21 protein-coding genes and 1 pseudogene are annotated in these 22,873 nt (G+C 58.2%); 11 read left to right on the top strand and 11 right to left on the bottom strand.

What is annotated here, in order from left to right:
- Positions 1 to 321, bottom strand: a complete 321-nt coding sequence (locus ACSOSP_RS33130; protein WP_455314885.1) for a cupin domain-containing protein — start codon at positions 319 to 321, stop codon at positions 1 to 3.
- A gap of 437 nt (positions 322 to 758) precedes the next feature.
- Between ACSOSP_RS33130 and ACSOSP_RS33125 the strand changes: the two genes are divergently transcribed.
- From ACSOSP_RS33125 to ACSOSP_RS33110, 4 genes are all read left to right on the top strand, one after another.
- Positions 759 to 899, top strand: a complete 141-nt coding sequence (locus ACSOSP_RS33125; protein WP_455314884.1) for a hypothetical protein — start codon at positions 759 to 761, stop codon at positions 897 to 899.
- Positions 900 to 957: 58 nt separating this feature from the next.
- On the top strand, positions 958 to 2,139 hold the full coding sequence (locus ACSOSP_RS33120) for a M24 family metallopeptidase (RefSeq protein WP_455314883.1): 1,182 nt from the start codon (positions 958 to 960) through the stop codon (positions 2,137 to 2,139).
- A 319-nt stretch (positions 2,140 to 2,458) separates the two neighbouring features.
- Complete coding sequence (locus ACSOSP_RS33115; protein ID WP_455314882.1) at positions 2,459 to 2,785, top strand: hypothetical protein; 327 nt, start codon at positions 2,459 to 2,461, stop codon at positions 2,783 to 2,785.
- 150 nt (positions 2,786 to 2,935) lie between these two features.
- The gene (locus tag ACSOSP_RS33110; RefSeq protein WP_455314881.1) at positions 2,936 to 4,123 is read left to right on the top strand and encodes an MFS transporter; all 1,188 of its coding nucleotides are present in this window, start codon (positions 2,936 to 2,938) and stop codon (positions 4,121 to 4,123) included.
- A gap of 98 nt (positions 4,124 to 4,221) precedes the next feature.
- On the opposite strand, the pseudogene ACSOSP_RS33105 reads toward ACSOSP_RS33110, so the two are convergent.
- The 8 genes and pseudogenes from ACSOSP_RS33105 to ACSOSP_RS33070 all read right to left on the bottom strand — a co-directional run.
- Positions 4,222 to 4,379: pseudogene (locus tag ACSOSP_RS33105) on the bottom strand (IS6 family transposase); the annotation flags it as partial.
- A gap of 278 nt (positions 4,380 to 4,657) precedes the next feature.
- Positions 4,658 to 5,698, bottom strand: coding sequence for an NmrA family NAD(P)-binding protein (locus ACSOSP_RS33100; RefSeq protein ID WP_455314880.1), 1,041 nt, complete (start codon positions 5,696 to 5,698; stop codon positions 4,658 to 4,660).
- A gap of 250 nt (positions 5,699 to 5,948) precedes the next feature.
- Positions 5,949 to 6,254, bottom strand: a complete 306-nt coding sequence (locus tag ACSOSP_RS33095; protein WP_455314879.1) for a DUF4148 domain-containing protein — start codon at positions 6,252 to 6,254, stop codon at positions 5,949 to 5,951.
- Between the two features lie 68 nt (positions 6,255 to 6,322).
- The gene (locus ACSOSP_RS33090) at positions 6,323 to 6,646 is read right to left on the bottom strand and encodes a DUF4148 domain-containing protein (RefSeq protein WP_455314878.1); all 324 of its coding nucleotides are present in this window, start codon (positions 6,644 to 6,646) and stop codon (positions 6,323 to 6,325) included.
- 580 nt (positions 6,647 to 7,226) lie between these two features.
- A complete protein-coding gene (tnpC, locus tag ACSOSP_RS33085) occupies positions 7,227 to 8,759 on the bottom strand; it encodes an IS66 family transposase (protein ID WP_455306981.1) in 1,533 nt (510 codons plus the stop codon).
- 58 nt (positions 8,760 to 8,817) lie between these two features.
- Positions 8,818 to 9,153 (bottom strand): IS66 family insertion sequence element accessory protein TnpB, encoded by a 336-nt coding sequence (gene tnpB, locus ACSOSP_RS33080; RefSeq protein WP_408501606.1) that lies wholly within the window; start codon positions 9,151 to 9,153, stop codon positions 8,818 to 8,820.
- Positions 9,150 to 9,545, bottom strand: coding sequence for a transposase (locus ACSOSP_RS33075; RefSeq protein ID WP_455306983.1), 396 nt, complete (start codon positions 9,543 to 9,545; stop codon positions 9,150 to 9,152). The genes tnpB and ACSOSP_RS33075 overlap by 4 nt, the downstream gene beginning before the upstream one ends.
- A 420-nt stretch (positions 9,546 to 9,965) precedes the next feature.
- A complete protein-coding gene (locus ACSOSP_RS33070) occupies positions 9,966 to 10,919 on the bottom strand; it encodes a LysR family transcriptional regulator (protein WP_455314877.1) in 954 nt (317 codons plus the stop codon).
- Positions 10,920 to 11,333: 414 nt separating this feature from the next.
- On the opposite strand from ACSOSP_RS33070, the gene ACSOSP_RS33065 reads away from it, so the two are divergent.
- The 7 genes from ACSOSP_RS33065 (at position 11,334) to ACSOSP_RS33035 (ending at position 20,670) form a co-directional block, all read left to right on the top strand.
- Entirely contained in the window at positions 11,334 to 12,017 is a 684-nt protein-coding gene (locus ACSOSP_RS33065; protein ID WP_455314876.1) for a (2Fe-2S)-binding protein, read from the top strand.
- On the top strand, positions 12,004 to 12,984 hold the full coding sequence (locus ACSOSP_RS33060; RefSeq protein WP_455314875.1) for an FAD binding domain-containing protein: 981 nt from the start codon (positions 12,004 to 12,006) through the stop codon (positions 12,982 to 12,984). The genes ACSOSP_RS33065 and ACSOSP_RS33060 overlap by 14 nt, the downstream gene beginning before the upstream one ends.
- Positions 12,981 to 15,182 (top strand): xanthine dehydrogenase family protein molybdopterin-binding subunit, encoded by a 2,202-nt coding sequence (locus ACSOSP_RS33055; protein WP_455314874.1) that lies wholly within the window; start codon positions 12,981 to 12,983, stop codon positions 15,180 to 15,182. Before ACSOSP_RS33060 ends, ACSOSP_RS33055 begins: the two co-directional genes overlap by 4 nt.
- A gap of 233 nt (positions 15,183 to 15,415) precedes the next feature.
- Positions 15,416 to 16,384 carry a cyclase family protein gene (locus ACSOSP_RS33050; protein ID WP_455314873.1) on the top strand — a complete coding sequence of 323 codons (969 nt, stop codon included), beginning with the start codon at positions 15,416 to 15,418 and terminating at the stop codon, positions 16,382 to 16,384.
- Between the two features lie 55 nt (positions 16,385 to 16,439).
- A complete protein-coding gene (locus tag ACSOSP_RS33045; protein ID WP_455314872.1) occupies positions 16,440 to 17,207 on the top strand; it encodes an SDR family NAD(P)-dependent oxidoreductase in 768 nt (255 codons plus the stop codon).
- Between the two features lie 164 nt (positions 17,208 to 17,371).
- Positions 17,372 to 18,808, top strand: a complete 1,437-nt coding sequence (locus ACSOSP_RS33040; protein WP_455314871.1) for an MFS transporter — start codon at positions 17,372 to 17,374, stop codon at positions 18,806 to 18,808.
- A gap of 68 nt (positions 18,809 to 18,876) precedes the next feature.
- Entirely contained in the window at positions 18,877 to 20,670 is a 1,794-nt protein-coding gene (locus ACSOSP_RS33035; protein WP_455314870.1) for a CocE/NonD family hydrolase, read from the top strand.
- Positions 20,671 to 20,824: 154 nt separating this feature from the next.
- On the opposite strand, the gene ACSOSP_RS33030 is transcribed toward ACSOSP_RS33035, so the two are convergent.
- Together ACSOSP_RS33030 and ACSOSP_RS33025 are read right to left on the bottom strand one after the other, a co-directional pair.
- Entirely contained in the window at positions 20,825 to 22,063 is a 1,239-nt protein-coding gene (locus ACSOSP_RS33030; RefSeq protein ID WP_455314869.1) for a dienelactone hydrolase family protein, read from the bottom strand.
- A gap of 29 nt (positions 22,064 to 22,092) precedes the next feature.
- Positions 22,093 to 22,809 carry an SDR family oxidoreductase gene (locus ACSOSP_RS33025; protein ID WP_455314868.1) on the bottom strand — a complete coding sequence of 239 codons (717 nt, stop codon included), beginning with the start codon at positions 22,807 to 22,809 and terminating at the stop codon, positions 22,093 to 22,095.
- Positions 22,810 to 22,873: the final 64 nt, after the last annotated feature.

Here is a 22,873-nt window from a genome sequence, read left to right as displayed (position 1 = left end):
TCACGCCCCCGTTGCGGCACCGACGTTCTTATGAAACATGTAGCGCGTCTCGACGGGGGCAGAGATGTCCCACACTGCTTGCGCGCCTTCACCGATTGAAACGTAGTCCCCCGTTTCAAGAGCGAGCTCAACCCCATGAGAGAATGTCAGCTTGGCGCGGCCTTGAACAACATAGAAGGTCGCGCCCGGAACATAGCGATGCTCGAATTTCTCACTGTTGCAATGCCAGGTTTCCCAACCTGCAGTCTTTTGCTCGATGTCGGCCGGCGCTCGTTGTTTGTGGATGGAAGGAGTGAAACTGGAAGAGTTCATGTCGGACATGTCAGTGCTAGCTGAAGTGACGTAAACAAAATGTTTAGGAAGCCAATATTAATAGGAGCCCGCTTTCGCGAGCGCACAGGCGTGGGGCCGCTACCAACGCAACTTGAACGCAACTTCAAGATACCCAGCCAGTATGTTTCATGCAAACGAAACTACTTGATCTGCCGCTTCAATTTTTTTGAAGCGGCTGGCAATGGCTGCGGGCCACGACGGGCCGAGTTTTGCGCTGACCCTTTTAGCCGACCCAGCCGACTCGACGGAATCAAAATTCGCCGGTCGCGAGAAGCCAGTCTTTGAAGGCTTGTGTTGCAAGTGATAGAGGTTTGCCGCGCGCATGCACGAGATAGTCCGGGACGCCCCTGACGTAAACGAACGGACCTAAGGCTGATCTGACTCGCATCCAGATATGCCTGGCGAATACGGACGACTTCACTACAATGAATTCGGTTTGTCGGCAGTGGCTTGGAGACACGGGCAAGCCGGTTCGCGCGTGCGTCGAATGCAAAATGGTGTCCAATGTGTACTTAATCGAGGTACAAGCATTCCCGTACCAAATGCGGTTATCAGCGCGCTCCTGAAATCGCGTCTGCGGTATCACGTACCCGTTGGGCGCCGCTCAAACCAAAGAGGCTACGAATGGAAATCAACGACTACAAAAAGGCATATGCGTATCGTCTTGAACGCACCCGCTCGATGCTGAAGGCTGCCGGTATCGACGCTGCGGTGCTGTTCGATCCTCTGAATCTGCGCTACGCCACGAATTGCCGGAACATGCAGGTGTGGTCCTCTCACCACATGGTGCGTTACGCATTCGTGCCAGTCACGGGCAAGGTGGTGATGTTCGACTACGGCGGCGCACTTCATCTTTCCTCAAGCAACGAGCTCATCGACGAAGCCCGGCCGGCGAAGTCTTGGGATTATTTCGGGTCGGGGTCGCGCGCTGAAGAGCATGCCAACCTGTGGGCGGAGGAAATTGTCGATTTGCTGACCGAGGTCTGCGGAAAAGACGCAGTGCTCGGTCTCGACCGCGCTGATCTGCTGCCTCTACGCGCACTCGACAAGCTCGGCGCTCGTACAGTCGATGCCAAAGGGCCGCTCGAACTCGCAAAGTCAATCAAGTGCCCGGAGGAGATTGAGATCATTCGAGAGTCGATGCGGGTATGCACCGACGCCATTGCGTACATGCGTCAGCAGGTGCGGCCGGGCGTAAGCGAGAATTACCTGCTTTCGCTGTTGAATCAGTACAACATCGAACATGGAGGCGAGTACCAAGAGACGAGGGCGCTCGCGTCAGGACATCACACGAATCCGTGGTTCGTCGAGGCATCGGACAAGATTGTCAATGCTGGCGAAATGCTGGTATTCGACAGCGACTTGGTCGGCCCCCACGGTGTCTTTACAGACCAAACACGGTCCTTCGTGATCGGTGATCGCCGCCCCAATAATGAGCAAAGGACGAACTACGCCCTTGCGTACGAGCAACTGCAGCACAACATGTCATTGCTCCGACCCGGAGTATCCTTCCACGATTTTATTGACGCGTCCTGGAAGATGCCGGAAGTGTATGTTCCGAACCGATATGCGGAAATTGTCCACGGCCTCGGGTTCGGTGTCGAATACCCACTCGTCTACTTCCCGCCGGAAGCACCGGCGTACCAGTATCCGGGCGTCTTCGAAGAGGGGATGACCGTTTGCGTCGAAAGCTACATCGGTGTTCCTGGGGGCGTCGATGGAGTGAAGCTCGAGCAACCTGTTCTGATCAGCGCGGACGGGCCCGTTTCGTTGTCCGATTGCCCGTTCGAAGTGGACTATCTGTGATGTATCCGTAATCGAGTCGCTCATTTGGCCTTTTCCGGCGCTCAAACGAATGCGAAGGGGGCGCTCCGCATCACACAGGAGTATGTCGATCTGTGCCTTGCCCAGGCCGGCAAACAATCGTAGCACTTGCTGAGCGGGGCAAGCAACGAGGTGCCCGCGCGTATGGTTGAGCATATGCAAAAATTCCGGTCATGTGCCCCCGCTGCTGCGGCGGGCTGAAATATTCAGCTGCGTTTGCAGAAAGATCGCAACTGCTTCCATTCCCGGCTTTCGTGCACTAGCGGCTGCCGGGCGGATCCAGAGGCGATCGTTAGCTAACGTGACCTTAAACCTGTTCGCGACGTTTATTGTCGAACTCAGCGAGTACCCGGCCGATGCTCGGGCTGAAGACCTTATTGCGACAGAACCCCTGACTCTCAGTAACCGGCGCCGCAGGCCGTACCGTGGGCAAGCCGAAGGGAAGCAAAATAGCCAAATCCGCTTGCCTCGTACAGACGGCCCTGGCGCGTCGCTTACCGAGCAAATGACACAGCAGGAACAGCGCGATGAACGGATTGAAAATCTTCGCATTTCAATCTTTGCTGCTTTACCGCCGCCGCAGATCGACACAGACGTCTTGCTGTGCTGTAACCCGTTTTCCACCTGAACAAATGACAAAATGGCATCTGTGAGATGAGAGTCGTGATATTGATCGTTGAAAAGAGCCCGCGGAGAATCTACCCGTTGATTAGTTAATCGGGTGGCTCGGCGTTGAGCAAAACGTATTCAACGCTTGGTCCCAAGGCAGGGAGTTACAGTGGCAGCAAATCTATCAATCGAGGAGCCGCCTGCGTCCTCAACCCACCGCATCGGCATCGCGATGACTGCGGTTATAGCGCTCGCATGTGGACTTATCGCTGCCAGCAGTTACCTCGCACAGCCTCTTATCGTCTTCATCGCGCCCAAGGTCGGGCTGCCGCTTTGGGGCGCAAGCCTGGTCATTGTGCTGAGCCAGGCGGGCTACTGCGTCGGACTAGTTACTCTCGCCCCTCTCGGGGATCTCGTGGAGAATCGACGACTCGTCTTGCTGACACTTACCGGACTGTGCGTCGCGTTGACTGTGATGGCAGGCGCTACGAATGCCGCTTTGCTCTTGGTCGCCGCGTTTTCTCTTGGCGTCGGAACCACCGCCGTACAGATGCTTATCCCTTTGGCGGCGCACATGACTGACGAAGCGTCCCGAGGTCGAGTAGTTGGCAAGATCACAGGTGGACTGCTCGCAGGCATCATGCTTGCGCGTCCAATTGCGAGCATCGCTGAAAACGTCTTGGGGTGGCGCGGTCTGTACATTTGCGATGCCATCATTCTTGTCACGCTCACGTTTCTTCTGAGTCAGCAGCTTCCGGTTAGGCGACCAGAAGCAAAGCACGGTTACAAAGCGTTGATCGGATCGTTACTTTCGCTAACGCGTGCGCACCGAGCCTTACGGCAACTCTCGACTGCGCAAGCGTGCCTATTCGCGGCATTCAGCCTCTTCTGGGGTACTGCTCCAATCGTCCTTATGCACCGATTCGGGTTCACCTCGATGGGTGTTGCAGTGTTCGCGCTCGTCGGGGCGGCCGGCGCATTGTCGGCGCCTGTCGCGGGCTACGCCGCCGATCAAGGGTTCGGCCGTATTGGCCGTATCGGCGGGATTTCGCTTGTAGTCTGTGGGTTCGCATTGGTGGGGACACTGGATTCGCCGGCAGGATGGGCCGTAGGAGCACTGATGATCGACGCAGGCGTACAGGCGTCCCACGTCATTTCCCAGCGGACCATACTAGCGTTGGACCGATCAGCCAGCAGTCGCCTGAACAGTCTCTATATTGCTATCTTCTTCCTTGGCGGTGCCCTAGGCTCTGCCCTGGTCTCACCCTTATTGCTGATCAATTGGCGTTGTATTGCAGCGGTGGGTGCGCTGATCGCCGCATTAGCCGCGTTATTTGTTCCGGACAGGATGCAATGATCGGCGCGGCTACGCCATCAGTGAAACGTCGAGTTCGAATTTACGGCTTAGTCAACATACCGAGGGCAGGACGTCACGATGGCCGGTCTGACCACTAGTCAAAAAGCGATCGACGGATTCTGGGTGATCTCTGTAAACTCGCGCCGGGCGATGAATCGGGCATCGAGTTGTTTGCGAAAAGTGAGGCGCGCAGCAGATTCCGCTTGAGCGCGAAATACCGTCGGATCGTCCCGAAGCACGAGAGAAATTTCTGAGAAGGATTTGCTTCGACGATTCGTCAGGTGCGATAGCTACACCTTGTTGCAGACGGTCCGAAAGCATGATGGCGTTTTTGAGTGAGGATTGCCGTCTCCGAATCCACTCTGGTATCGAACACGCCGGGCCGTAATTTGCAACCCGGCCTCGCATTGATGAAACACCATCAATGGGAGGCCCATTTATCGCTCATTGACTATCCGAATCGCGCACCCGAAATATCTCGACTGATGTTGCTAGAGACAGATGTCGCTGTGCAGTCTGCGTATCTTCGCCGAGTTACGCGACGAGCTTCTTCAGGACATCATCGAGAGGAATCTGACCCTTGCGATGCTCAATGCCAGCACCGCCCTGGAAGTCGATCCAACCCTCGTTGAAGCCATCGAGCATCCGCATGCGGGGCATCGGATATTGCATGCCTTGGGACCGGAACAGCGCTTCCCAAGTATCGCGCGGCACGGGAAGCATGTGCACCGGAAGGCCCAAGGCGGTACTGAACCCAGAGGCGATATCGTTTGCGCAATAACGAGCAGGTCCTTCCAGTTCGACAATTCGCACTCCGGTCCATTTTTCACGAAGAATTTCTGCGGCATTGTGTCCTATGTCATCAGTGGACACCATCGGTATGGGATGGTCGTGCGGTTGCAGGAAGCAATGAATTGACCCAGTGCGCGCTGCGTCTGCATCCCATGCAGCGTTTTCCATGAACCAAGCCGCGCGGAGCAGGCATACCGGGAGGTCCACCGTGCGAAGCATCTCCTCGGTCATCCTGGAGTTATTGAGCAGGTTCGGCTCAGCGACATGTGCACCAACAGTCGAAAGAAACACTACCCGTTTTGGCCGTGCGGTCTCCAGCGCTATCTTGATTGCAGCAGCATTGGCCTGCGTTACCGGGAAGCCTGGCTGAGGATCGTAGTTCGGCGGTGTCATTAAAAAAACGCCTTCTGTACCCTCTAAGGCTTTCGCAAGCGCCTCGGCGTTGCCGATTTCTGCAAGGGCGATCTCGCAACCGAGATCTGCCCATGGCTTGCCCTTGGCGATGTCTCGGACAACAGCGCGAACAGGCAGTCCTGCCTTTAAAAGCGATCGGGCGACGACACCGCCGACTTTGCCTGTAATTCCAGTAATAGCGTACATTTCGCTGAGTCCTTTAAACGTTATTAAACCTATGTGGGCGGCAGAGATAATTGACTTCGGAGATGTGCTTTGAAGAAACGGAACTTCAGGGAACGACGAGAACCGCTCGAGTAGGTCACCCGATCTGATATCCAAACGATTGGTTGGGGTCGAATATTTCGGCAGCGTGCTGCTTGATGGCATCGCCGCCTTCCGATGAAGCGTCCTGGAGCTTAAGCGGAACGACCTGGTAAGTGAATGTCCCACACGTCAGAAGTGATATGACAAAACGTCATCAAAGGTCGCGAGAAAAACATATTCCCCGGAATCTTGCAGTCACGCACCAGACCAGTCCATTTGGGGTTTGGCCTCCAAACGATCGAGGCTAGTTTGAAAGTGGCCGTCCGGGGCGGGCAGGGTAGTGCAGATGCTTTCCGGCCGGACGGCGGATGTTTCAGCGATGCGCATAGAGTGAACCGAGGCCGGTCACGACGGCGGGGCGGCCCGATGCGGCGGAGCCATCCTGGACGCCGCCGAAACTGCTTGCGATGGCGCGCTGTGCGCTGATCCTGGCCTCGGCAGCCTGGATATCGTCCGGATAGTGGGGATCGTTATTAGCCGGACGGTAGCCGGCCTTTTCAAGCTGGACGAGTTCGGCGCGGACCTGAGCGCGGGTGACGGTACCGGTGCTTTGGGCATGGCTGGCGATAGGCAGCGCGATAACCGCGGCGGCGATGAGGTTGATTATGAGGCGGTTCATTTGAGACTCCAGTAAAGGTGGATCAAAGGGTCGTGAAAGGGATCGGGCGTTAAGCAGCGCGCCGCGTGTCAGTGACGTGCGTACAGCGCGCCGCTGCTGCCGATGTAGGCGCTGCGCATACCGGATGCGAACGTTCCGGAGGTGACACCGCCGAAGCCGGAACCGATGTTGACTGGCGAGCCGTCGGCGGCAGCGACCTTGGCCTCGGCTGCCTGGATATCGTCGGGGTAGTGGGGATCGTTATTACCCGGGCGGTAGCCGGCCTTTTCGACCTGTACAAGTTCGGCGCGGACCTGGGCACGGGTCAAGGTGGAGGTGGTTTCCTGGGCATGACTGGCGATCGGAAAGGCGAGGGCAGCCGCGACGACCAGGGTGAGTTGGCGGAAGTTCATGGCAAATCTCCTTCGGGTTGAGTTAAGAGAAGAACGTATGGTTCGGAATGGATTCTGGACAAAAGGACAAGAAACTGAAATAGCATTACCGTCATCTCATTGATGCTGGATAGTCATGAAGCGGTTCGCCGGGAAGCTGAGAGGATGCGTAGATGGGTACTGGCAGAACGTAATGCGGCTATCTTCTGCGCGCGGGCACTAGCCAAACTGCGGGCAGGCATATGTGTGGTCGGAGGACGGCCTGAGCTTGTGAAGTACCCGTTTTGCCTTGGCGTAGTAACGAACGAGGGTTCAACTGCGAGGCGGGGCTGCTGTCTACGCGATATGACTTGCCTCGTGACAGCCTCGGAATGGAGGGGCATTCATGCGACATTTCGCGACATCAGGGAGACCCGCAGGAGTCAGTGCGGGTCCTCGAGACGGCCTCATCCATGCAGCAACGCGATAACCTTCAAGGGTGTTCATGCCGCGAAGTCGGTGAATACCGATGGCGCATTGTTTCCCGACGCTTGGTAACTGCGTGAAACGTAGCAATCGTGGGGAAAGCGTAAGCGCCCGGCAAAGTCAGGGGTGAGCTCAATCAGGGTACAGATGGTACCCAGTTATGGGGAAGCAATTCGGCGATCTTATCGGCCCGCTGTGTCGGCAACCGCGTGAGGACGTCTTTTAAGTATGCGTACGGGTCGTGCCCGTTGAGCTGTGCGGAACGCACCAGACTCATGATGGCAGCGGCTCGTTGACCAGCGCGTAGAGAACCTGCAAATAACCAGTTCGCCCGTCCGATTGCCCAAGGTCTAATCAGATTCTCGATTCGATTGTTATCGATGGGCACGTGAGGATCGTCGAGATAGCGCGTGAGCGCCTGCCAACGCTTGAGGTTGTAGTCCAGTGCTTTGGCGATCGGCGAGCCCTCGGAGACAAGTTTGCGCTGTGCGAGCATCCAGACGTGCAACGCCTGTGCAATTGGCCGGCCTCGCTCCTCACGAATCGCTCGTCGTTGCTCAGGGTCTAACTCGGCAGCGTCGCGCTCCACGTCGTAAAGCGCCACGAAGAATTTCAATGCCTGCTCGGCGATCTGGCTCTTCTTGCTCGCATGCAGATCGAAGAATTTTCTCCGCGCGTGCGCCATGCAGCCAATTTCCGTGATGCCCAGTTTGAATCCTGCTTTATAGCCGCTGTAATCGTCGACGACCAGCTTGCCACGCCAGTTGCCCAAGAAGGCGCGGGCATGTTCGCCAGATCTGCCGTCGGCGAACTCGTACACGACAGCGCGCACCTCTGCAAACTGAGTCGACGTGTAGGCCCATAAATAGGCGCTATGCGTCTTCCCTTTGCCGGGGCTCAACATCCGCACCGGTGTTTCGTCTGCATGTAAGACGCTGTGGCGCAGCAGTTCCTCGCGAAGTGCGTCGACCAAGGGCTGCAAACGTACACCGCATACGCCCACCCAGCCGCCGAGCGTCGATTGTGGAATTGCTAGGCCAGCCCGGGCGAAGATGCGTTCCTGCCGGTACAGAGGAAGGTGGTCGCCGTATTTGGCAACCAACACCTGCGCGAGCAAGCCATTCGTCGGAATCCCTTTGTCGATCACATGCGGTGGCACCGGCGCCTGGATCAACGTCTCGCACGCTTTACATGCCCACTTCCCACGGATGTGGCGCTCAACAGTGAACACGCCCGGAGTGTAGTCGAGCTTCTCACTGATATCCTCGCCGATGCGCACGCGTTGGCAGCCACAGGGGCAGCTCAACTCCGTCGGCTCGTGATGGATGTCAGTGCGCGGCAACTGGGGCGGCAACGGCAAGCGTTTGGCCTGCTTGCGGGGCTTCTCCTGCGGGGCGTCCGAACGAAGTTCATTCAACTCGGCCTCAAGCGCTGCCAAATCCTCGTCAATCGCTTCGTCGAGCAGGCTCAACTGCTCGGCAGTGAACTGTTCGCTACGTCTGCCGAATTGCAGGCGTTTGATGACCGAGAGCTCATGGGTGAGCTGGTCAATGCGCGTTTGGCGGTAGTGCGATTCACGCGTCTTCTCGTCGACCTGGGTCATCAACTGCCGCGCAAGTGCGCGCAGTTGATCGGGGTTCAGGGCATCGAGATCAGTGGGTGAATTCATGCCCCCAAGTTTGCCAGCACCTGCACGCCGGGGGAATCGAAACTGTTTACGTCATTTGCTATACCACCGCGATTACGTGGTCGTGCGCCAACGTCTGCCAGGGCAGCCCGATCACGAGTGCGCGCAGTTGCTCGAGATTTAACGTCTCAGCAATATCACTATGACCATTGGCCCAAACGAAATGACCTTTGTTCAAGCGTCGTGCGGCAAGCCAGACGCCAAAACCGTCGTACACCAGGACCTTCATGCGCGTCGAGCGCTGATTGGCAAACAGATATGCATGATGTGGCCGTGCGGACCCAAATACCTTCACCACGCGAGCAAGGATGGTATCAGCGCCGGCACGCATATCGAGGGGCTCGGTCGCAAGCCAAATGGCGTCGATGCGGATCATCGCAGCACCTCCCGAACCCAAGCTGCGCTGTCACCCAAGCAAAGCTGCGGCCACAGCACTGACACGGTTGTGCCATTGCGCTGAATGTCGATACGCACGTTCGCTTGCGCCGCGTCGGGCGCTTGAGCTATCGGCGCGGTCATTGGCAACGCGACGAAGGCAGGCTTTACGTCGACAACAACCGATTTGGGTGCGGGCGGCGCAGCGTCACTGGAATCGGCGGCATCTTTAATCCAACGCCGCAGCACATTGGGGTTCAGACCATGCGAAATCGCCACGGCTGAACATGAGACGCCAACCTGGCGACATTGTTCGATAAGCTCTGACTTAAACGAGGTGCTGTAGGTGCGCCGCGTGCGCCCGGTCGGAATGTCTTGGGAAATAGTGTGCACGTGTCCGCTTCCTGATCGTGGAAACGTATGCTCTTACGCCAAAGAATAGAAAACCAGATGAGATTGCCGGGTGCTTACGGGAAAGCGGCTGGTAGCCTTGAATCATGCCGTTGGGTGATGCCACTGGATAATCAAAACCCCGTAAGGCGCTGCGGAACGACGCGTCGGACAGTTCGTATTTAGTAGGTTAAGGAGAATGCCGCGAGCCGCGCTGCTGAATTCTTATTCTCGGTAACCAGGGAGATCTTCATCGGATCGCCTAGCAGGCCCCGTGCGGGCGGTTTCTGTGCTCTGACAATCAATGGGCAGGTCGCGGTGGCGACGCAGCCGGGCAACGATTCGGGGCACCCCGCATAGGTGAACCGTGTCACCTATGCGGAACACATTGTTCGAGCTCAAGGACAGTTATGGACCTGGCCGTTAGGGCCGGCTAGCCTTGATTCGCCTGTCGAGGGCCTTTTCTGAAGCTGTACTGAGCGACGCAATGAAATCGAGAAACATGCGCACCTTTGCCGGAACATGATGCCGGGACGGATAGAGCGCATAAAGTGGGAACCGCTCGTCGGGCCAGTCGGGGAACAGTTCCACGAGCCTGCCCTCCGCGAGTAAATGTTCTACACCAAGTTCCATTACCTGAGCAATGGCGTGTCCTGCCACGCAGACGCTATGCATTGTGCCGACATCGTTGACGGTGAGTCGCCCAGCCACCTCAACGGTAATTTTCTTGCGCCCGCGATGAAATTCCCAGTCGAACGGCCGGCCTGTTTCGGGATCCCGAAACTGTATGCATTGGTGAGTATCGCTTTCAAGCTCGGAGGGTTGTTCGGGGCGGCCCTTGCGCTTGAGATACGCGGGTGCTGCGACGGTCAGGATGCGCGTTTCGAGGAGCTTTCGCGCCACGAGGCGGGAAGGTCGAGGCTCACCAAATCTGACCGCAAGGTCAAATCCGTCGGCGATCATATCGCCGAGGTGGTCTCTTGTGACCAATTCCAGTTGGAGCTCCGGATACTGATCGATAAATGACCCTAGTTTCGGCGCAAGGAGCAGGCGGGAAAAAAAAGGGTCGACATTCACCCTTAGGCGACCGCGTACGGCTGTCGCTCCTTCAGTGGCGGTCGTCGCGGCCTCTTCAAGTGCCGCGAGCAATGGCATCACCTGCTCGTAAAGGCGGCGGCCTTCATCCGTCAGCGTGACCGAGCGCGTCGTGCGGTCCAGGAGACGGACCCCGAGGCGCGTCTCAAGCCGCGCTATGGAGCGGCTGACACCCGATTGGGACATGTCGAGCATGTCACCCGCACCAGCAAAACTGCCGGTGTCGACTATCGCGGACAGGACCCCCATCCCATTCAGAATTCGTTCGTCGAAGCCAGCCATCAATGCCCTCTCGTCATATATCAAGTCCCACTGATGTTATCGCGAAAAGACGTTTCGGCACACAAAATTGGGCCGCCTAACGTTGCGAATCAGGGAAGGGATGCGAGGTGGTAGTAACTGAAATGAACGGTTCAAGGGGATCCCAATGCCGCGTTGCTTGCGCTTCAGTTAATTATCGACTAACAATCAAGCGGCGACTCGATCGTACAAGGGCAATGCAATTCGCAGGCGATATCGATGACAAATCGTCATTTCAAAAATGACATAAACGCTATCGTGACTTCGGCGTCGTGGGCGCAAAATAAAGTTGATCCTCACCCTGGAAGTGTCTCGACCGGCTCTTGAGTGGCTGTCTTCCACGAAATCGAAGCATGCCTCGTGATTGTAACGTTTTGTATATACTGTGGAGTCCATATGAATGACGAGAAGAAAGCAAAAGGGGCCTTGGCCGACGGCGATGAACACCAGGGGGTGGCCGGCGTTACGATGACTCGCCGCGGTCTCTTCCGATCATCTCTCGCCGCCGCAACGTCAGTGGCGCTCAATGGCGTCCAGGCCGCACCCGCTCCTGCGTCGGCGGAGCGCAGGTCTCACATTCCGCGTACAAACAGTCTGGTTCGCATATCGGTCACGATCAATGGAGTTGCGCATCGTGTCGAAGTGCGCTCCGACGTGACGTTGCTCGATCTACTGCGGGAGCAGTTGCACCTCACCGGTGCCAAGAAAGGTTGCAACCGAGGGGAGTGCGGCGCCTGCACGGTTATGCTGGACGGAAGACGAGTCAACTCCTGTTTCGTTCTCGCGGCCACACTCGAGGGCCGGCGCGTGACGACGGTCGAGGGACTCGCGACTGGCGATTCGTTGCATCCGGTGCAGCGCGCCTTCATAAAATGCGATGCTTTCCAGTGTGGGTTCTGCACGTCGGGGCAGATCATGTCTGCGGTCGGTTGCATTGAAGAGGGGCACACGGGTTCCAATGTGGAAATCCGGGAGTGGATGAGTGGAAACCTCTGTCGATGTTCGGCCTATCCGCAAATCGCCGAGGCAGTTGAGACAGCTTCGGTCGAAATGCACGGAGGCGTCCATGGAGCCGTTTGAATACGAGCGGGTATCGTCGATAAGTGCAGCACTCGCACTTGGCAGTTCCAGCGGCTCAGCGTTCCTCGCTGGTGGTACCGAGCTATTGAACTGGATGCGCATTGGAATCGAGAGGCCAGCGAAGATCATTGATATCGGTCGAATTGAGGGTCTCTCGGAGATCCACCAGACACCGTCCGGCGGGCTGACCATCGGTGCGTTGAACAAGCTGAACGATATTGCCCAGCATCCACAGGTCATGCGTGACTATCCTGTTCTCTCGCAATCGATATTGAAGGCTGCATCGGCGCAAATCCGGAATCTGGCGACGATAGGCGGAAATCCGCTACAACGTGTGCGATGTCCATATTTCCGCGCGGATGAGCCTACCCCCTGCAATAAACGTGTTGCGGGATCGGGCTGTGCTGCGCTGCACGGTTTCAACGAGAAGCACGCCATTTTCGGCTGGACCGGGGACTGTGTGGCTGTGCAGCCATCTGACCCGGCGGTCTCGCTTGCGGCCCTCGATGCTGTATTCATAACCGACCGTCCCGGGGGAGGCCGGCGAATTCCAGCCCGTGACTTCCACGTGCTGCCGGGCGAGAACCCGGCGGCGCATCACCGACTCGCGGCTGGGGAATTGATTACTGCGGTTGAACTGCCGAGAGCATGGCCAAAGTCCGCCTACCTGAAGATTCGCGAGCGCGAAAGCTACGAGTACGCAACCGTGTCGGCAGCCGTGGCGCTCGAACTTGACGGAGACGTCATTACGAACGCACGGATCGCGCTCGGTTCGGTGGCGATGCGACCATGGAGGCTGGACGAAACCGAGCGCAGATTGGTCGGTCAGCGGCTAGGCTCCGCAGGTATAAATGCAGCCGTCGACGCGGGTCTTGTCGACGCGCGACCACTCGCGCGCAACGGCTATAAGGTTGTTATCGCACGCAACGCAGTATTGCGCACCATCGATACCGCAGCGAGGACATGATGAGCAATCTGGGTCAATCCATCCCCCGGCATGACGGCCCCATCAAGGTGACAGGCGCCGCGCTCTACGCGGGCGACCGGAACCTGCCGTCACAGCTCTATGCGGTGTTCGTCAACGCGACGATTCCAGCAGGACGTGTCGTCTCGATAGAGACGACCGCCGCCATGGCACGAGTTGGAGTAGTCAGAGTGTTGAAGGCGTCCGACATGCCGCGAGTGCATCGGAAGCTGGACGAAATCAGTGTGCCGCCGCTTGCGACGCGATTCATTCCCATGCAATCGGACGACATCGTCTACGAGGGACAGCCCGTTGCCATGGTGTTGGCTGAGAGTCTGCAGGCAGCCGAAGCGGGCGCTGCTGTCGTACGCGTGCGCTATGAAAGGCGCCCGTTTGTCGTACCTGACACCGCGCCCGCCACAGACGTTGCTCCAGAGAAAGGTCACTACTCGAAAGCGAATGCACTCGAATTCCACAAGGGCGATGCCGCTGGGGCGATTGCGGGTGCGGCTTTCCGCGCAGGCGGAGAGTACACGCAACCCTCTCGTCATGGCAATCCGATGGAGCCTTGCGCCATTCTCGCGATTTGGGAGGGTGGGAGGCTGACTGTGTACGATGCGGTGCAGCACCTTCCGGCAGTGCAGAATACTTTGGCGGCGGCATTCGGAATCGATAATTCCAAAGTCCGCGTTGTCGCCCCGCATACGGGCGGAGGATTTGGCACCAAAGCCTTTGTATGGCCTCATGAAATCCTGGTCAGCATGGCTGCCCGTGTCGCGGGCCGGCCGGTCAAGATGGTGCTGACCCGCCAGCAGCAATACGGGATGGTCGGCTATCAGCCTCAAATGACCCAGGAAGTACACCTTGGCTCGGATTCGCAGGGCAGGCTTCTCGGCGTTAGCCATCAGTCGGTGAATGTGACAGGCACGACTGACGACTACGTCGAATTTGGTGCGGTACCCGCGAAGTCCTTCTACGCCTGCGAGAACATTTCCGCTACCCACCGGATCCGCCGCGGACACGTTGTATTGCCGACCTTCATGCGTTCACCTTGGGATGGTCCAGGGTCCTGGGCACTCGGTTCGGCCATGGATGAACTGGCAAGATCGCTAAACGTGGATCCTCTCGATCTGAGATTGGCTAACTACACGGAGCTTGACCCGGAGAGCGGCAAACCGTGGTCGTCGAAAAAGCTTCGGGAGGCATACGATGAAGGTGAAAGACGCTTCGGGTGGCGTGAACGTCCGAAAGGCGGAACGCTCGACGGTCACTGGCGGATCGGATGCGGGATGGCGGACTGCAGTCAGGGGCAGGCACGGTTTCACTCAACCGCGAAGGTGAGGCTACGCGCGAACGGGACGGCTCAACTTGAATCAAGCTTCTGCGACATTGGCACGGGACCTGCCACGGTGTTTCCTCAGATCGTTGCCGCCGTGCTCGGGCTGGACCCGGCGCAGGTGACTGCGCTATCGGGCGACACGAACCTGCCGTATGCCGGGCCCACCTACGGCTCAAGCACCACGATAAGCACGGGTGCCGCAGTGCAAAAGGCTGCACAGGATGTCCGGTCCAAACTGGCGAGACTCGCCGGCTGGCCCGCGGACCAGGTTTCGCTACAGGGCGGACGCATCGCCTACGGCAGTACGTCGCGCACCATCCAGGACATACTGGGCGAAGCTGGCGTGGCTGAGCTCGCATCGGACGGCGCATTTGATTTGCCTGGCAACGCGCCGGTAGATATGGGCTCTCCTGGATTTCCCACGCGATCTTTCGGCGTCATCTTCGTGGAAGTCGGCGTTGATCCCGAACTGGGACTGCTGCGACTTCGCCGGGCAACAGGCGTCTATAGCGCGGGCCGAATCATCAACTCCATGACGTCCCGATCACAAATGATTGGCGGCATTGTCTGGGGATGGGGAATGGCTGCCATGGAGGCCAGCCACTACGAGCCGACACTCGGGCGCTGGCTCGCGAAAGATCTCGCGGGCGTCCCCATTCCGGTGAACGCGGACATCCCACCTGACATCGATGTGGCGTTTGTCGACGAATTTGACGCCAACTCCGGTCCGCTCGGAGCCAAGGGGATCGGTGAACTCGGTGCGACAGGTGTCGCAGCGGCCGTAGCGAATGCTGTATTCGACGCAATCGGAGTACGTGTACGCGATCTGCCAATCACACCTGACAAGCTCATCCAAACGTAAAGCGGGGTAACGAGGTGCTGGTCGGTCGAGTGTACCGTGCGCCAGGTATCGTTCGGCCGGTCAGGCATCCATGATGCTCTCGCAGCGGCGCCAGGGGCGGATGCATTCGGCCTCCTTTGGCGGATCAGTAAATACCCTAAATTCTGCCAAAAAATGGGCTGACGACATACGAGTCCCCTTGACATTCGGCTCGGCGACTTATAATTTATCATTCAATAAACAAGGAGACTTAAATGGTACATCGTTATGACGCAAACAAATTCACCCTGGAACACGTGCGTAGCACTGCCGAGCATTGCAAGAATTGGGGTAAGTGGGGCCTCGACGACGAAATCGGAACGCTCAACTACGTCTCGGATGAGGACATCCAGGCCGCTGCGAAGCTCGTCCGCAAAGGAAAGGTGTTCTCCCTCGGTTTGAACTTCGATCGAGACGGTCCGCAGAAGGGGCACTGGGGCAATCGCTTTAACCCGATCCACACGATGCTCGCCACCGGGACCGACGCGGTTGCCGGAAACCAGGACGCCGGTGGTCTTAGATATGCGGATGACGCCGTGTCTCTGCCGTTGCAGTGCGGCACGCAGTGGGACGCACTCAGCCACATCTTTTTTGACGACAAGATGTGGAACGGCTACGACGCGCGGCTTGTGGATAGCGATGGCGCTCAGAAGAACGGCATTGAGAAGACGAAGGCAAAGATGGTAGGTCGCGGAGTATTGCTCGACGTTGCGCGCTATCTTGGTGTTGATTCGCTGCAGGACGGTGATGCAATTTCGGTCGAGGATCTCGAGGCGACACAGCGAGCCCAGGGTGTGACCGTACGTCGGGGCGACTTTGTGATCGTTCGGACTGGTCACATGGAGCGCTGTCTTCGCGAGGGCGACTGGGGCGGATACGCTGGCGGTTCGGCTCCTGGCCTCGCCTTCGAGACGGCGAACTGGGTGCACGGCAAACAGATCGCGGCAATTTGCACTGACACATGGGGATGCGAGGTGCGCCCGAACGAGACCGACGACTGCACGCAGCCGTGGCACTGGGTCGTGATTCCGATGATTGGAATCAGCATGGGGGAAATCTTCTACGTGAAGGAACTCGCTGAGGACTGTGCGAAGGATGGCGTGTACGAGTTCATGTTCACCGCACCACCCTTGCCGATCACGAAAGCGGTTGGCTCTCCTCTCAATCCACTCGCCATCAAGTAGGTCCTCGACGGGCATATCGGGAAAGCATGATGCCGACGAAAATTCCAAGGGAATAATGATGCAGTCGAAGAAATCGACTACAGATCTTGATGGCCTGACAGCTCTCGTCACGGGAGCTGGGAGGGGGCTCGGTGCCGAGATCGCATGCGCGCTCGCCCAACGCGGCGCCAAGGTCTACGCGTTAAGCCGCAGTGCGAACGAACTTGAAGAGGTTGTTACGAAAATTCGCGTCACCGGCGCTCAGGCCTCAGCACTCGTATGCGATGTCACAGATGTCGATGCGTTTTCTGCGGCGGTCGACCGCATGGATCGGCTGGATGTCCTGGTGAACAACGCGGGAACAAATTTTCCGACCGGATTCGTCGACGTGACTTTGCAGCAGCTCGATACGATGCTGATGCTCAACGTGCGATCAATGTTTACGGTAGCGCAGGCGTGTGCGCGCAAGATGATTGCGAGCGGTACAGACAGAGGCTCGATTATCAACATGTCGTCTCAGATGGGACATGTGGGTGCTATTCGTCGGTCGGTGTACTGCATGACGAAGCATGCGATCGAGGGGCTTACCAAGGCCATGGCGCTGGAGCTCGCCGCTTACCGCATCTGCGTTAATACGGTAGCTCCAACATTCGTCGAGACTCCTATGACGAAATCTTTTTTCGAAGACGCCGAGTTTCATGGCTGGGTCATGGAGCGATTGCCGATGGGCCGGTTGTTGCCGGCAGAGGATGTTGCGCAGGCCGTTTGTTACCTGGCGTCACCGGCCGCTGCCATGGTGACAGGAACGAGTCTGAGGATAGACGGAGGCTGGACCGCGCAGTGATGGAGCCAGCAAGCACGGCTTGAGACGCATCAGGTGGTCCTTGCCGGACAACGATCACGCACAGGACTTTGCACCAAAGAACCGGAGCAGTGGCACGCTGCATGCCGTAACCGCCGGCAGCGACGTTATCGCTACACACACAATATTATGGATGGAGACAGCTTATGCAACCTTTCACGCAACAGGGGGACTTGCTGAACCTATACGCGAGTTCGCGACCCACAAAGCGCTACTTTGGCGCGTTCTCCGTGTTTTGCCTTGGCTTTACACTCGACTTCTTCGACTTTTATCTCGTCGGCTTCCTGCTTGCTGTTCTCGGCCCGGGATGGCACCTGACGTACGGAGAATCGTCGCTAATTCTGCTGAGCGCCGGGGCTGGTGCGATCGTGGGTTCGCTATTCAGTGGCTCGCTCGCGGATGCGTTTGGCCGCAAGCGGGTGTTGCTGGTCAGTACAACGATCTGTGGGCTCGGTGCAGGCGCAGTTGCATTTCTACCGGAAGGGGCGTGGCTGGGGTTTGCCGCGTTGCGCTTTCTCGTCGGCTGCGGGCTTGCCGGCGCAGCGACGACACAGACGGTTTTGCTCGTCGAGCACACACCCGCGAGTTATCGCACGCGGCTCACTGGTTTCCCATTCATCGCTGCTTCTGTCGGATCGCTGATTGCCTCGATTTCCGCCGCGACCCTTCTGCATGCGTTTGGTTGGCAAGGCGTCGCGGCCCTGGGTTTTGCGCCGCTACTCGTGACATTGTCTGCCGCGCTGTTTGTCCCCGAATCAGGACAGTGGCTAATTAGCAAAGGGCGGCTTAGCGAGGCACGCAACGTATTCGCGCGTTTACTCGGCATGGATCCTGTTGACCTGCCAACGATGACCGCAGTGGCGAGCGTTACAGCTGCGCCTGTGCCCAATGGGCGGATCAGCGAACTATTGTCGTTTCCTGGTCGCACATTACTGGTGGTTGTGACGTGGGCCGCGTTGAGTACCGCGGGCTACGGAGTCTATCTCTGGGGGCCGACGATCGTCGCGTTGCTGCTGAAGATATCGCCTTCCGAAGCCGCAAAGTATTTCATCGTCGTATCGCTCGCAGGAATTGCAGGCCGGCTGCTTCTCTCCTTGCTGCCTATGTGGATGACGCGTAGGAGGGTGTGCGCGATCTTCGGCTTTGGCATCGCCGTCTCACTTGGTATCGCCGGGCTGTGCTCCCAGAACACCATCGCAGGATTCCCGATTTTCGTGGCCATGGTTGCAGTTGGCGCTTTGTTTTTTGACGGTGGCTGGTGCGTGATAGGCCCCTATTCGGCGGAAATATTCCCCACACGGCTCGCGGCCCGCGCCATTGGGGTAGGGCAGGCTGCCAACGGCATCGGAAAGATTCTGGGTCCGTTGTGCCTCGCTGTTATTGCGGGAACGGGCAACGTCATCACACCGCGCGCAACCACAGATGCGGTTCTTCCCGCGTTTCTGTTTCTTGCGGGTTGTGGCGTTCTGATCGGCATTCTGTTTGCCGTGCTGGCACCCGCTGACGCTTCTGAACGAGGAGAAACCGGCATCGAGACGCTGTCAGATACACCAGGACAAGCGGTCAACCGTATCGCCCATTGAAGACGGTCGAGATAGAGGGACGGCCGCGCCCGCGGCCATAGGATTAACGTGAAAGAGGAAGAGACGAAATGACTTCAACAAGACTTGAGCCCGACCATGCGGCGGTTGACGAATCACGGTCGCTGAGGACGGAGACCCGGCTGGGCATGATCATCGAATGGGATGTGCCGATCAGGATGAGCGACGGCATTGTCCTGAGGGCGGACATATTCCGGCCGGCCAAAGCGGGCCGCTTCCCGGTCCTGATGTCGCACGGACCCTATGGAAAGCTGTTGCATTTCGAAGACGGCTACAAGACGGCGTGGGACCGGATGGTCGACGAGCATCCCGATGTGGCAGCTGGCTCCTCCAACGCGTATCAGAGCTGGGAGGTAGCGGACCCGGAGAAATGGGTGCCGCACGATTACATCTGCATCCGCGTCGACAGCCGTGGCGCGGGTCGATCGCCGGGCTACCTTGAGACCTGGTCGGCTCAGGAGATCAAGGACTTCGCGCGTTGCATTGACTGGGCGGGTGTGCAGCCCTGGTGTAACGGAAAGGTCGGGTTGAGCGGTATCTCGTACTATGGAAACAATCAGTGGCAGGTGGCCGCGGAAAAGCCGAAGCACCTTGCTGCGATCTGTGTCTGGGAAGGCTTCCAGGATTATTACCGGGAGATGTTTTTCCACGGTGGAATCTATTGTACGTTTGCGCAGAACTGGTACGACATGCAGGTGAAAACAGTGCAGCATGGCCTGGGCAAGCGCGGTTATCGAAGCCGCCTGAACGGCGAGTGGGTGTCCGGCCCCGCGACGCTGTCCGAGGAGGAACTCGGTAGCAACAGGATCGACATGTGGGACGAGATCATCAAGCATCCGTTGATCGACGAATTCCACACGTGCCGCACCCCCGACTGGAACGATATTGAAGTGCCGGTGCTGTCAGCGGCCAACTGGGGCGGCCAGGGGCTTCACCCGCGCGGCAATTTCGAGGGTTACATGCTCGCCGCCTCGAAGCAGAAGTGGCTCGAGGTTCACGGTATCGAGCACTGGACGCACTACTACACCGACTATGGCATCGCCATCCAGAAGCGCTTTTTCGATCACTTCCTGAAGGGTGAGAGCAACGGTTGGGATCAGGAACCGAAGGTGCGCTTACAGGTTCGTCACCCGGGTGAGACATTCGTCGAGCGCTTCGAGGAGAACTGGCCGATTCCACGCACGCAGTGGACTCGTTATCACCTTCACACTGACGCTCACGCGCTGGGCACCTTGCCGCAGCAACAAGTTGCGAGACTGTCATTCGACGCGCTGGGTGACGGCCTCACGTTCGTTACGCCACCGCTCGAGGAGGAGATGGAGGTGACCGGGCCCATCGCAGCGAGACTTCATGTTTCGTCTACGACAAAGGACGCGGATCTGTTTCTGGTATTGCGTGTATTTTCTGCTGACTTCAATGAGGTGGTGTTCGCCGGAGCCCTGGACCCTCATACGCCGATCGCACAGGGGTGGCTGCGCGCGTCCCACCGGAAGCTCGACCAGGATAAATCGCTGCCTTTCCGGCCGTATCACACTCACGATGAGATTCAGTCACTCACGCCGGGCCAGATCTACGAACTCGATATTGAACTGTGGCCGACGTCAATCGTCGTGCCGCCGGGAGCACGCATCGCCTTGAGCGTGCGCGGCAAGGATTACGTCTACCCAGGCGGGAGCGGTGGCAAGTTGTCGAACATGAAAAACGAGTTCACCGGCTGTGGCCCGTTTCTCCACGACGATCCTCGTGACCGGCCTGCCGACGTGTTCGGTGGTACAACGACACTGCACCTGGGCGATGGACGTGAAAACTACGTGCTCTTGCCGATAGTGCCAAAGGTGAACTAGTCGCCCCGCCGTGTTCGGCAGGTTCGCGCGGTCTGTCTTGCCGGTCCTTGTTCCGGTGTGACGGACTGCGCGGCCCCACAGCGTTACCTGGCAAATCGAGAGATTGGCCAGGGGTTGCGGCATTGCGATTCATGCGGCGTCGGCGGCGTTGAGATCAGACCGGCTTTCCCTCGCTCGATGCCCAATTCGGCATCAACGCATTTGTCGGCAAGGTTTCATCAACCATTTTCTTCGCTGTCTGAATGCCCGCGACGGGCAAGCCCGTTGGATCGAGGACGCCGATCTGCACCAGTACCGAGGCCTGGTCCCAGTAGATATGCTCGTTGTAGAGCTTGTCGCCGCGAAAGCAGATCACGGCGAGCATCGGCACTTCGAAGTATTTTCCGGTCGGTTGCAACCCCGGTAATAACCAGTCGATCTCTCGATCGTGCGTGGCGCAGAATACGAATTCGTCAACTACGCGATCCGCGCCGATCGTCCGCGACACCGGGATCAATCGGGTATCGGTGGGATTTGAATCAACGAAATGGTATTTGTAGAAACGCTTGAGCTGGTCATGGCCTACGCCGCCGGTCATAGTCGGGACATGGTTTACGTAAGGCTGAGCCACCATGGTCGGCATGACGGCGTTAACATCGCGCGTACCAAACTCGTAGTAGCAGTGCATCTCCCACAACTGATTGAGGTCGTACACAGGCCCGAGCACCTTGCGCAGCATCGCCATGGTCCTCGAGTAGGCCATCATGGCTGCGGGTTTGTTGAAGTGTTCGCGCCCGGGCGTCGCGAATGCGTGCACGCAATCCGGATACACGTAATGTTCGATTAGCGGGTTTGCCGCAAGAGCGACTTGAATTTTCTCACGTGTTTCGGGCGGGCTAAACGCATCGTTCGCGGCGAAATGAAACACCATCGGGCACGTGATAGCGGGTATTTCATCGACGTACTTATCCAGGCCCACCCCGTAGTAACTCACCGCGCAATCCACGTCCGTGCGGGCCGCTGCCAGCATTGCGAGACGTCCGCCAAGGCAGTAGCCGATCGTGCCGACCTTGCCCGCCTGCTCCGGCAATGCGCGGATTGCAGCAAGCGTCGCGGTGATATCGCCGAGTGCTTTGTCCTCGTCGAGTTTCTCGTTGTAACCGAGCGCTTCCTCGAAATCCGCCTCGCCATAACCAAGCACCACGCCCGGCTTCATGCGCCAGAACAAGTCCGGAACCAGGACGACATAACCTTCCTCCGCATAGCGGTCGGCCATCGATTTCATGTAGGGGTTGATGCCGAAAATCTCTTGCAGCAACACGAGGCCGGGTCCCGACCCCTGCGCCGGTTTCGCGAGATAAGCCGCGAATGCGCCACCGTCCTGCGCGGGGACTTCAATGTACTGACCGCTCATGATGTCTCTGCTCCAATTGAATCCAACATTCAAAGAAAACCGGCAAAGCGCGTCTGAACCGCCAGCCGGTCCGTAGCCAGGCCGGCAGCAATATCCTGTGCCATCGCGCCGACGAGCACTTCGTCCGGACCACCCGCGAGTGCTGCATACACGGCATCGACGACTTCGTCCACCGACAGCTTGGGCGGCGGAAAGCCGCGGCTCATATCGGTATCGATAGCGCCGGGCAAGATGGCCAGCACGCGTACATCATGCGCCGCGAGTTCCGCGCGCAGACATTCAGTCATCCGCAGCGCAGCCGCTTTCGACGCGCACAGCGAGCCCATGGCCGGCAATGCCACGCGCGCGAGAATCGACAGCATGTTGACAACCGCGCCGCGGTTTCTGATCAACACCGGCGTGAATGCACGGCACATGCTCAGCGTGCCGAAATAGTTCACTTCCATCTCGGCGCGCGCCGCGCTTGTCTCGCGCGGGTGGATGACACGCTCGACATGGTTGATGCCGGCGTTATTGATCAGCAGCGTGACATCGGCTGCCTGGGCCGCGGCTTGTGCGACCTGTTCGGCATCCGTAATGTCAAGCGAGATCGGGACGATCCGCGAGTCGCCTGGCGCCAGTGCTGAGCAATCGCGCGCGGCGGCATACACCTTGCGCGCGCCGCGCTCGAGCAGGCTTGTGACAAAGCGCGCGCCTACGCCGCGATTGGCGCCCGATACGAAGGCGATCGAATTTTCAATCTGCATTGAGTTTTCCCATTTTAGGTCGAGCCGGACGTTTCGATGTTTCCAGGTGCCGTCTTTTGATCTA

The sequence above is a fragment of the Caballeronia sp. KNU42 genome (assembly GCF_053760385.1).
Note: the sequence above shows the minus strand (reverse complement) of the source record. Positions and strands in the feature narration are given on the sequence as shown.

Bases quoted from the DNA above. Each gene is read 5' to 3' on its own strand.
- ACSOSP_RS33130 (WP_455314885.1), bottom strand. From the start codon at position 321: ATGTCCGACATGAACTCTTCCAGTTTCACTCCTTCCATCCACAAACAA.
- ACSOSP_RS33125 (WP_455314884.1), top strand. From the start codon at position 759: ATGAATTCGGTTTGTCGGCAGTGGCTTGGAGACACGGGCAAGCCGGTT.
- ACSOSP_RS33120 (WP_455314883.1), top strand. From the start codon at position 958: ATGGAAATCAACGACTACAAAAAGGCATATGCGTATCGTCTTGAACGC.
- ACSOSP_RS33100 (WP_455314880.1), bottom strand. From the start codon at position 5,698: ATGCCATCAAGCAGCACGCTGCCGAAATATTCGACCCCAACCAATCGT.
- ACSOSP_RS33095 (WP_455314879.1), bottom strand. From the start codon at position 6,254: ATGAACCGCCTCATAATCAACCTCATCGCCGCCGCGGTTATCGCGCTG.
- ACSOSP_RS33090 (WP_455314878.1), bottom strand. From the start codon at position 6,646: ATGAACTTCCGCCAACTCACCCTGGTCGTCGCGGCTGCCCTCGCCTTT.
- tnpC (WP_455306981.1), bottom strand. From the start codon at position 8,759: ATGAATTCACCCACTGATCTCGATGCCCTGAACCCCGATCAACTGCGC.
- tnpB (WP_408501606.1), bottom strand. From the start codon at position 9,153: ATGATCCGCATCGACGCCATTTGGCTTGCGACCGAGCCCCTCGATATG.
- ACSOSP_RS33070 (WP_455314877.1), bottom strand. From the start codon at position 10,919: ATGGCTGGCTTCGACGAACGAATTCTGAATGGGATGGGGGTCCTGTCC.
- ACSOSP_RS33065 (WP_455314876.1), top strand. From the start codon at position 11,334: ATGAATGACGAGAAGAAAGCAAAAGGGGCCTTGGCCGACGGCGATGAA.
- ACSOSP_RS33060 (WP_455314875.1), top strand. From the start codon at position 12,004: ATGGAGCCGTTTGAATACGAGCGGGTATCGTCGATAAGTGCAGCACTC.
- ACSOSP_RS33055 (WP_455314874.1), top strand. From the start codon at position 12,981: ATGATGAGCAATCTGGGTCAATCCATCCCCCGGCATGACGGCCCCATC.
- ACSOSP_RS33050 (WP_455314873.1), top strand. From the start codon at position 15,416: ATGGTACATCGTTATGACGCAAACAAATTCACCCTGGAACACGTGCGT.
- ACSOSP_RS33045 (WP_455314872.1), top strand. From the start codon at position 16,440: ATGATGCAGTCGAAGAAATCGACTACAGATCTTGATGGCCTGACAGCT.
- ACSOSP_RS33040 (WP_455314871.1), top strand. From the start codon at position 17,372: ATGCAACCTTTCACGCAACAGGGGGACTTGCTGAACCTATACGCGAGT.
- ACSOSP_RS33035 (WP_455314870.1), top strand. From the start codon at position 18,877: ATGACTTCAACAAGACTTGAGCCCGACCATGCGGCGGTTGACGAATCA.
- ACSOSP_RS33030 (WP_455314869.1), bottom strand. From the start codon at position 22,063: ATGAGCGGTCAGTACATTGAAGTCCCCGCGCAGGACGGTGGCGCATTC.
- ACSOSP_RS33025 (WP_455314868.1), bottom strand. From the start codon at position 22,809: ATGCAGATTGAAAATTCGATCGCCTTCGTATCGGGCGCCAATCGCGGC.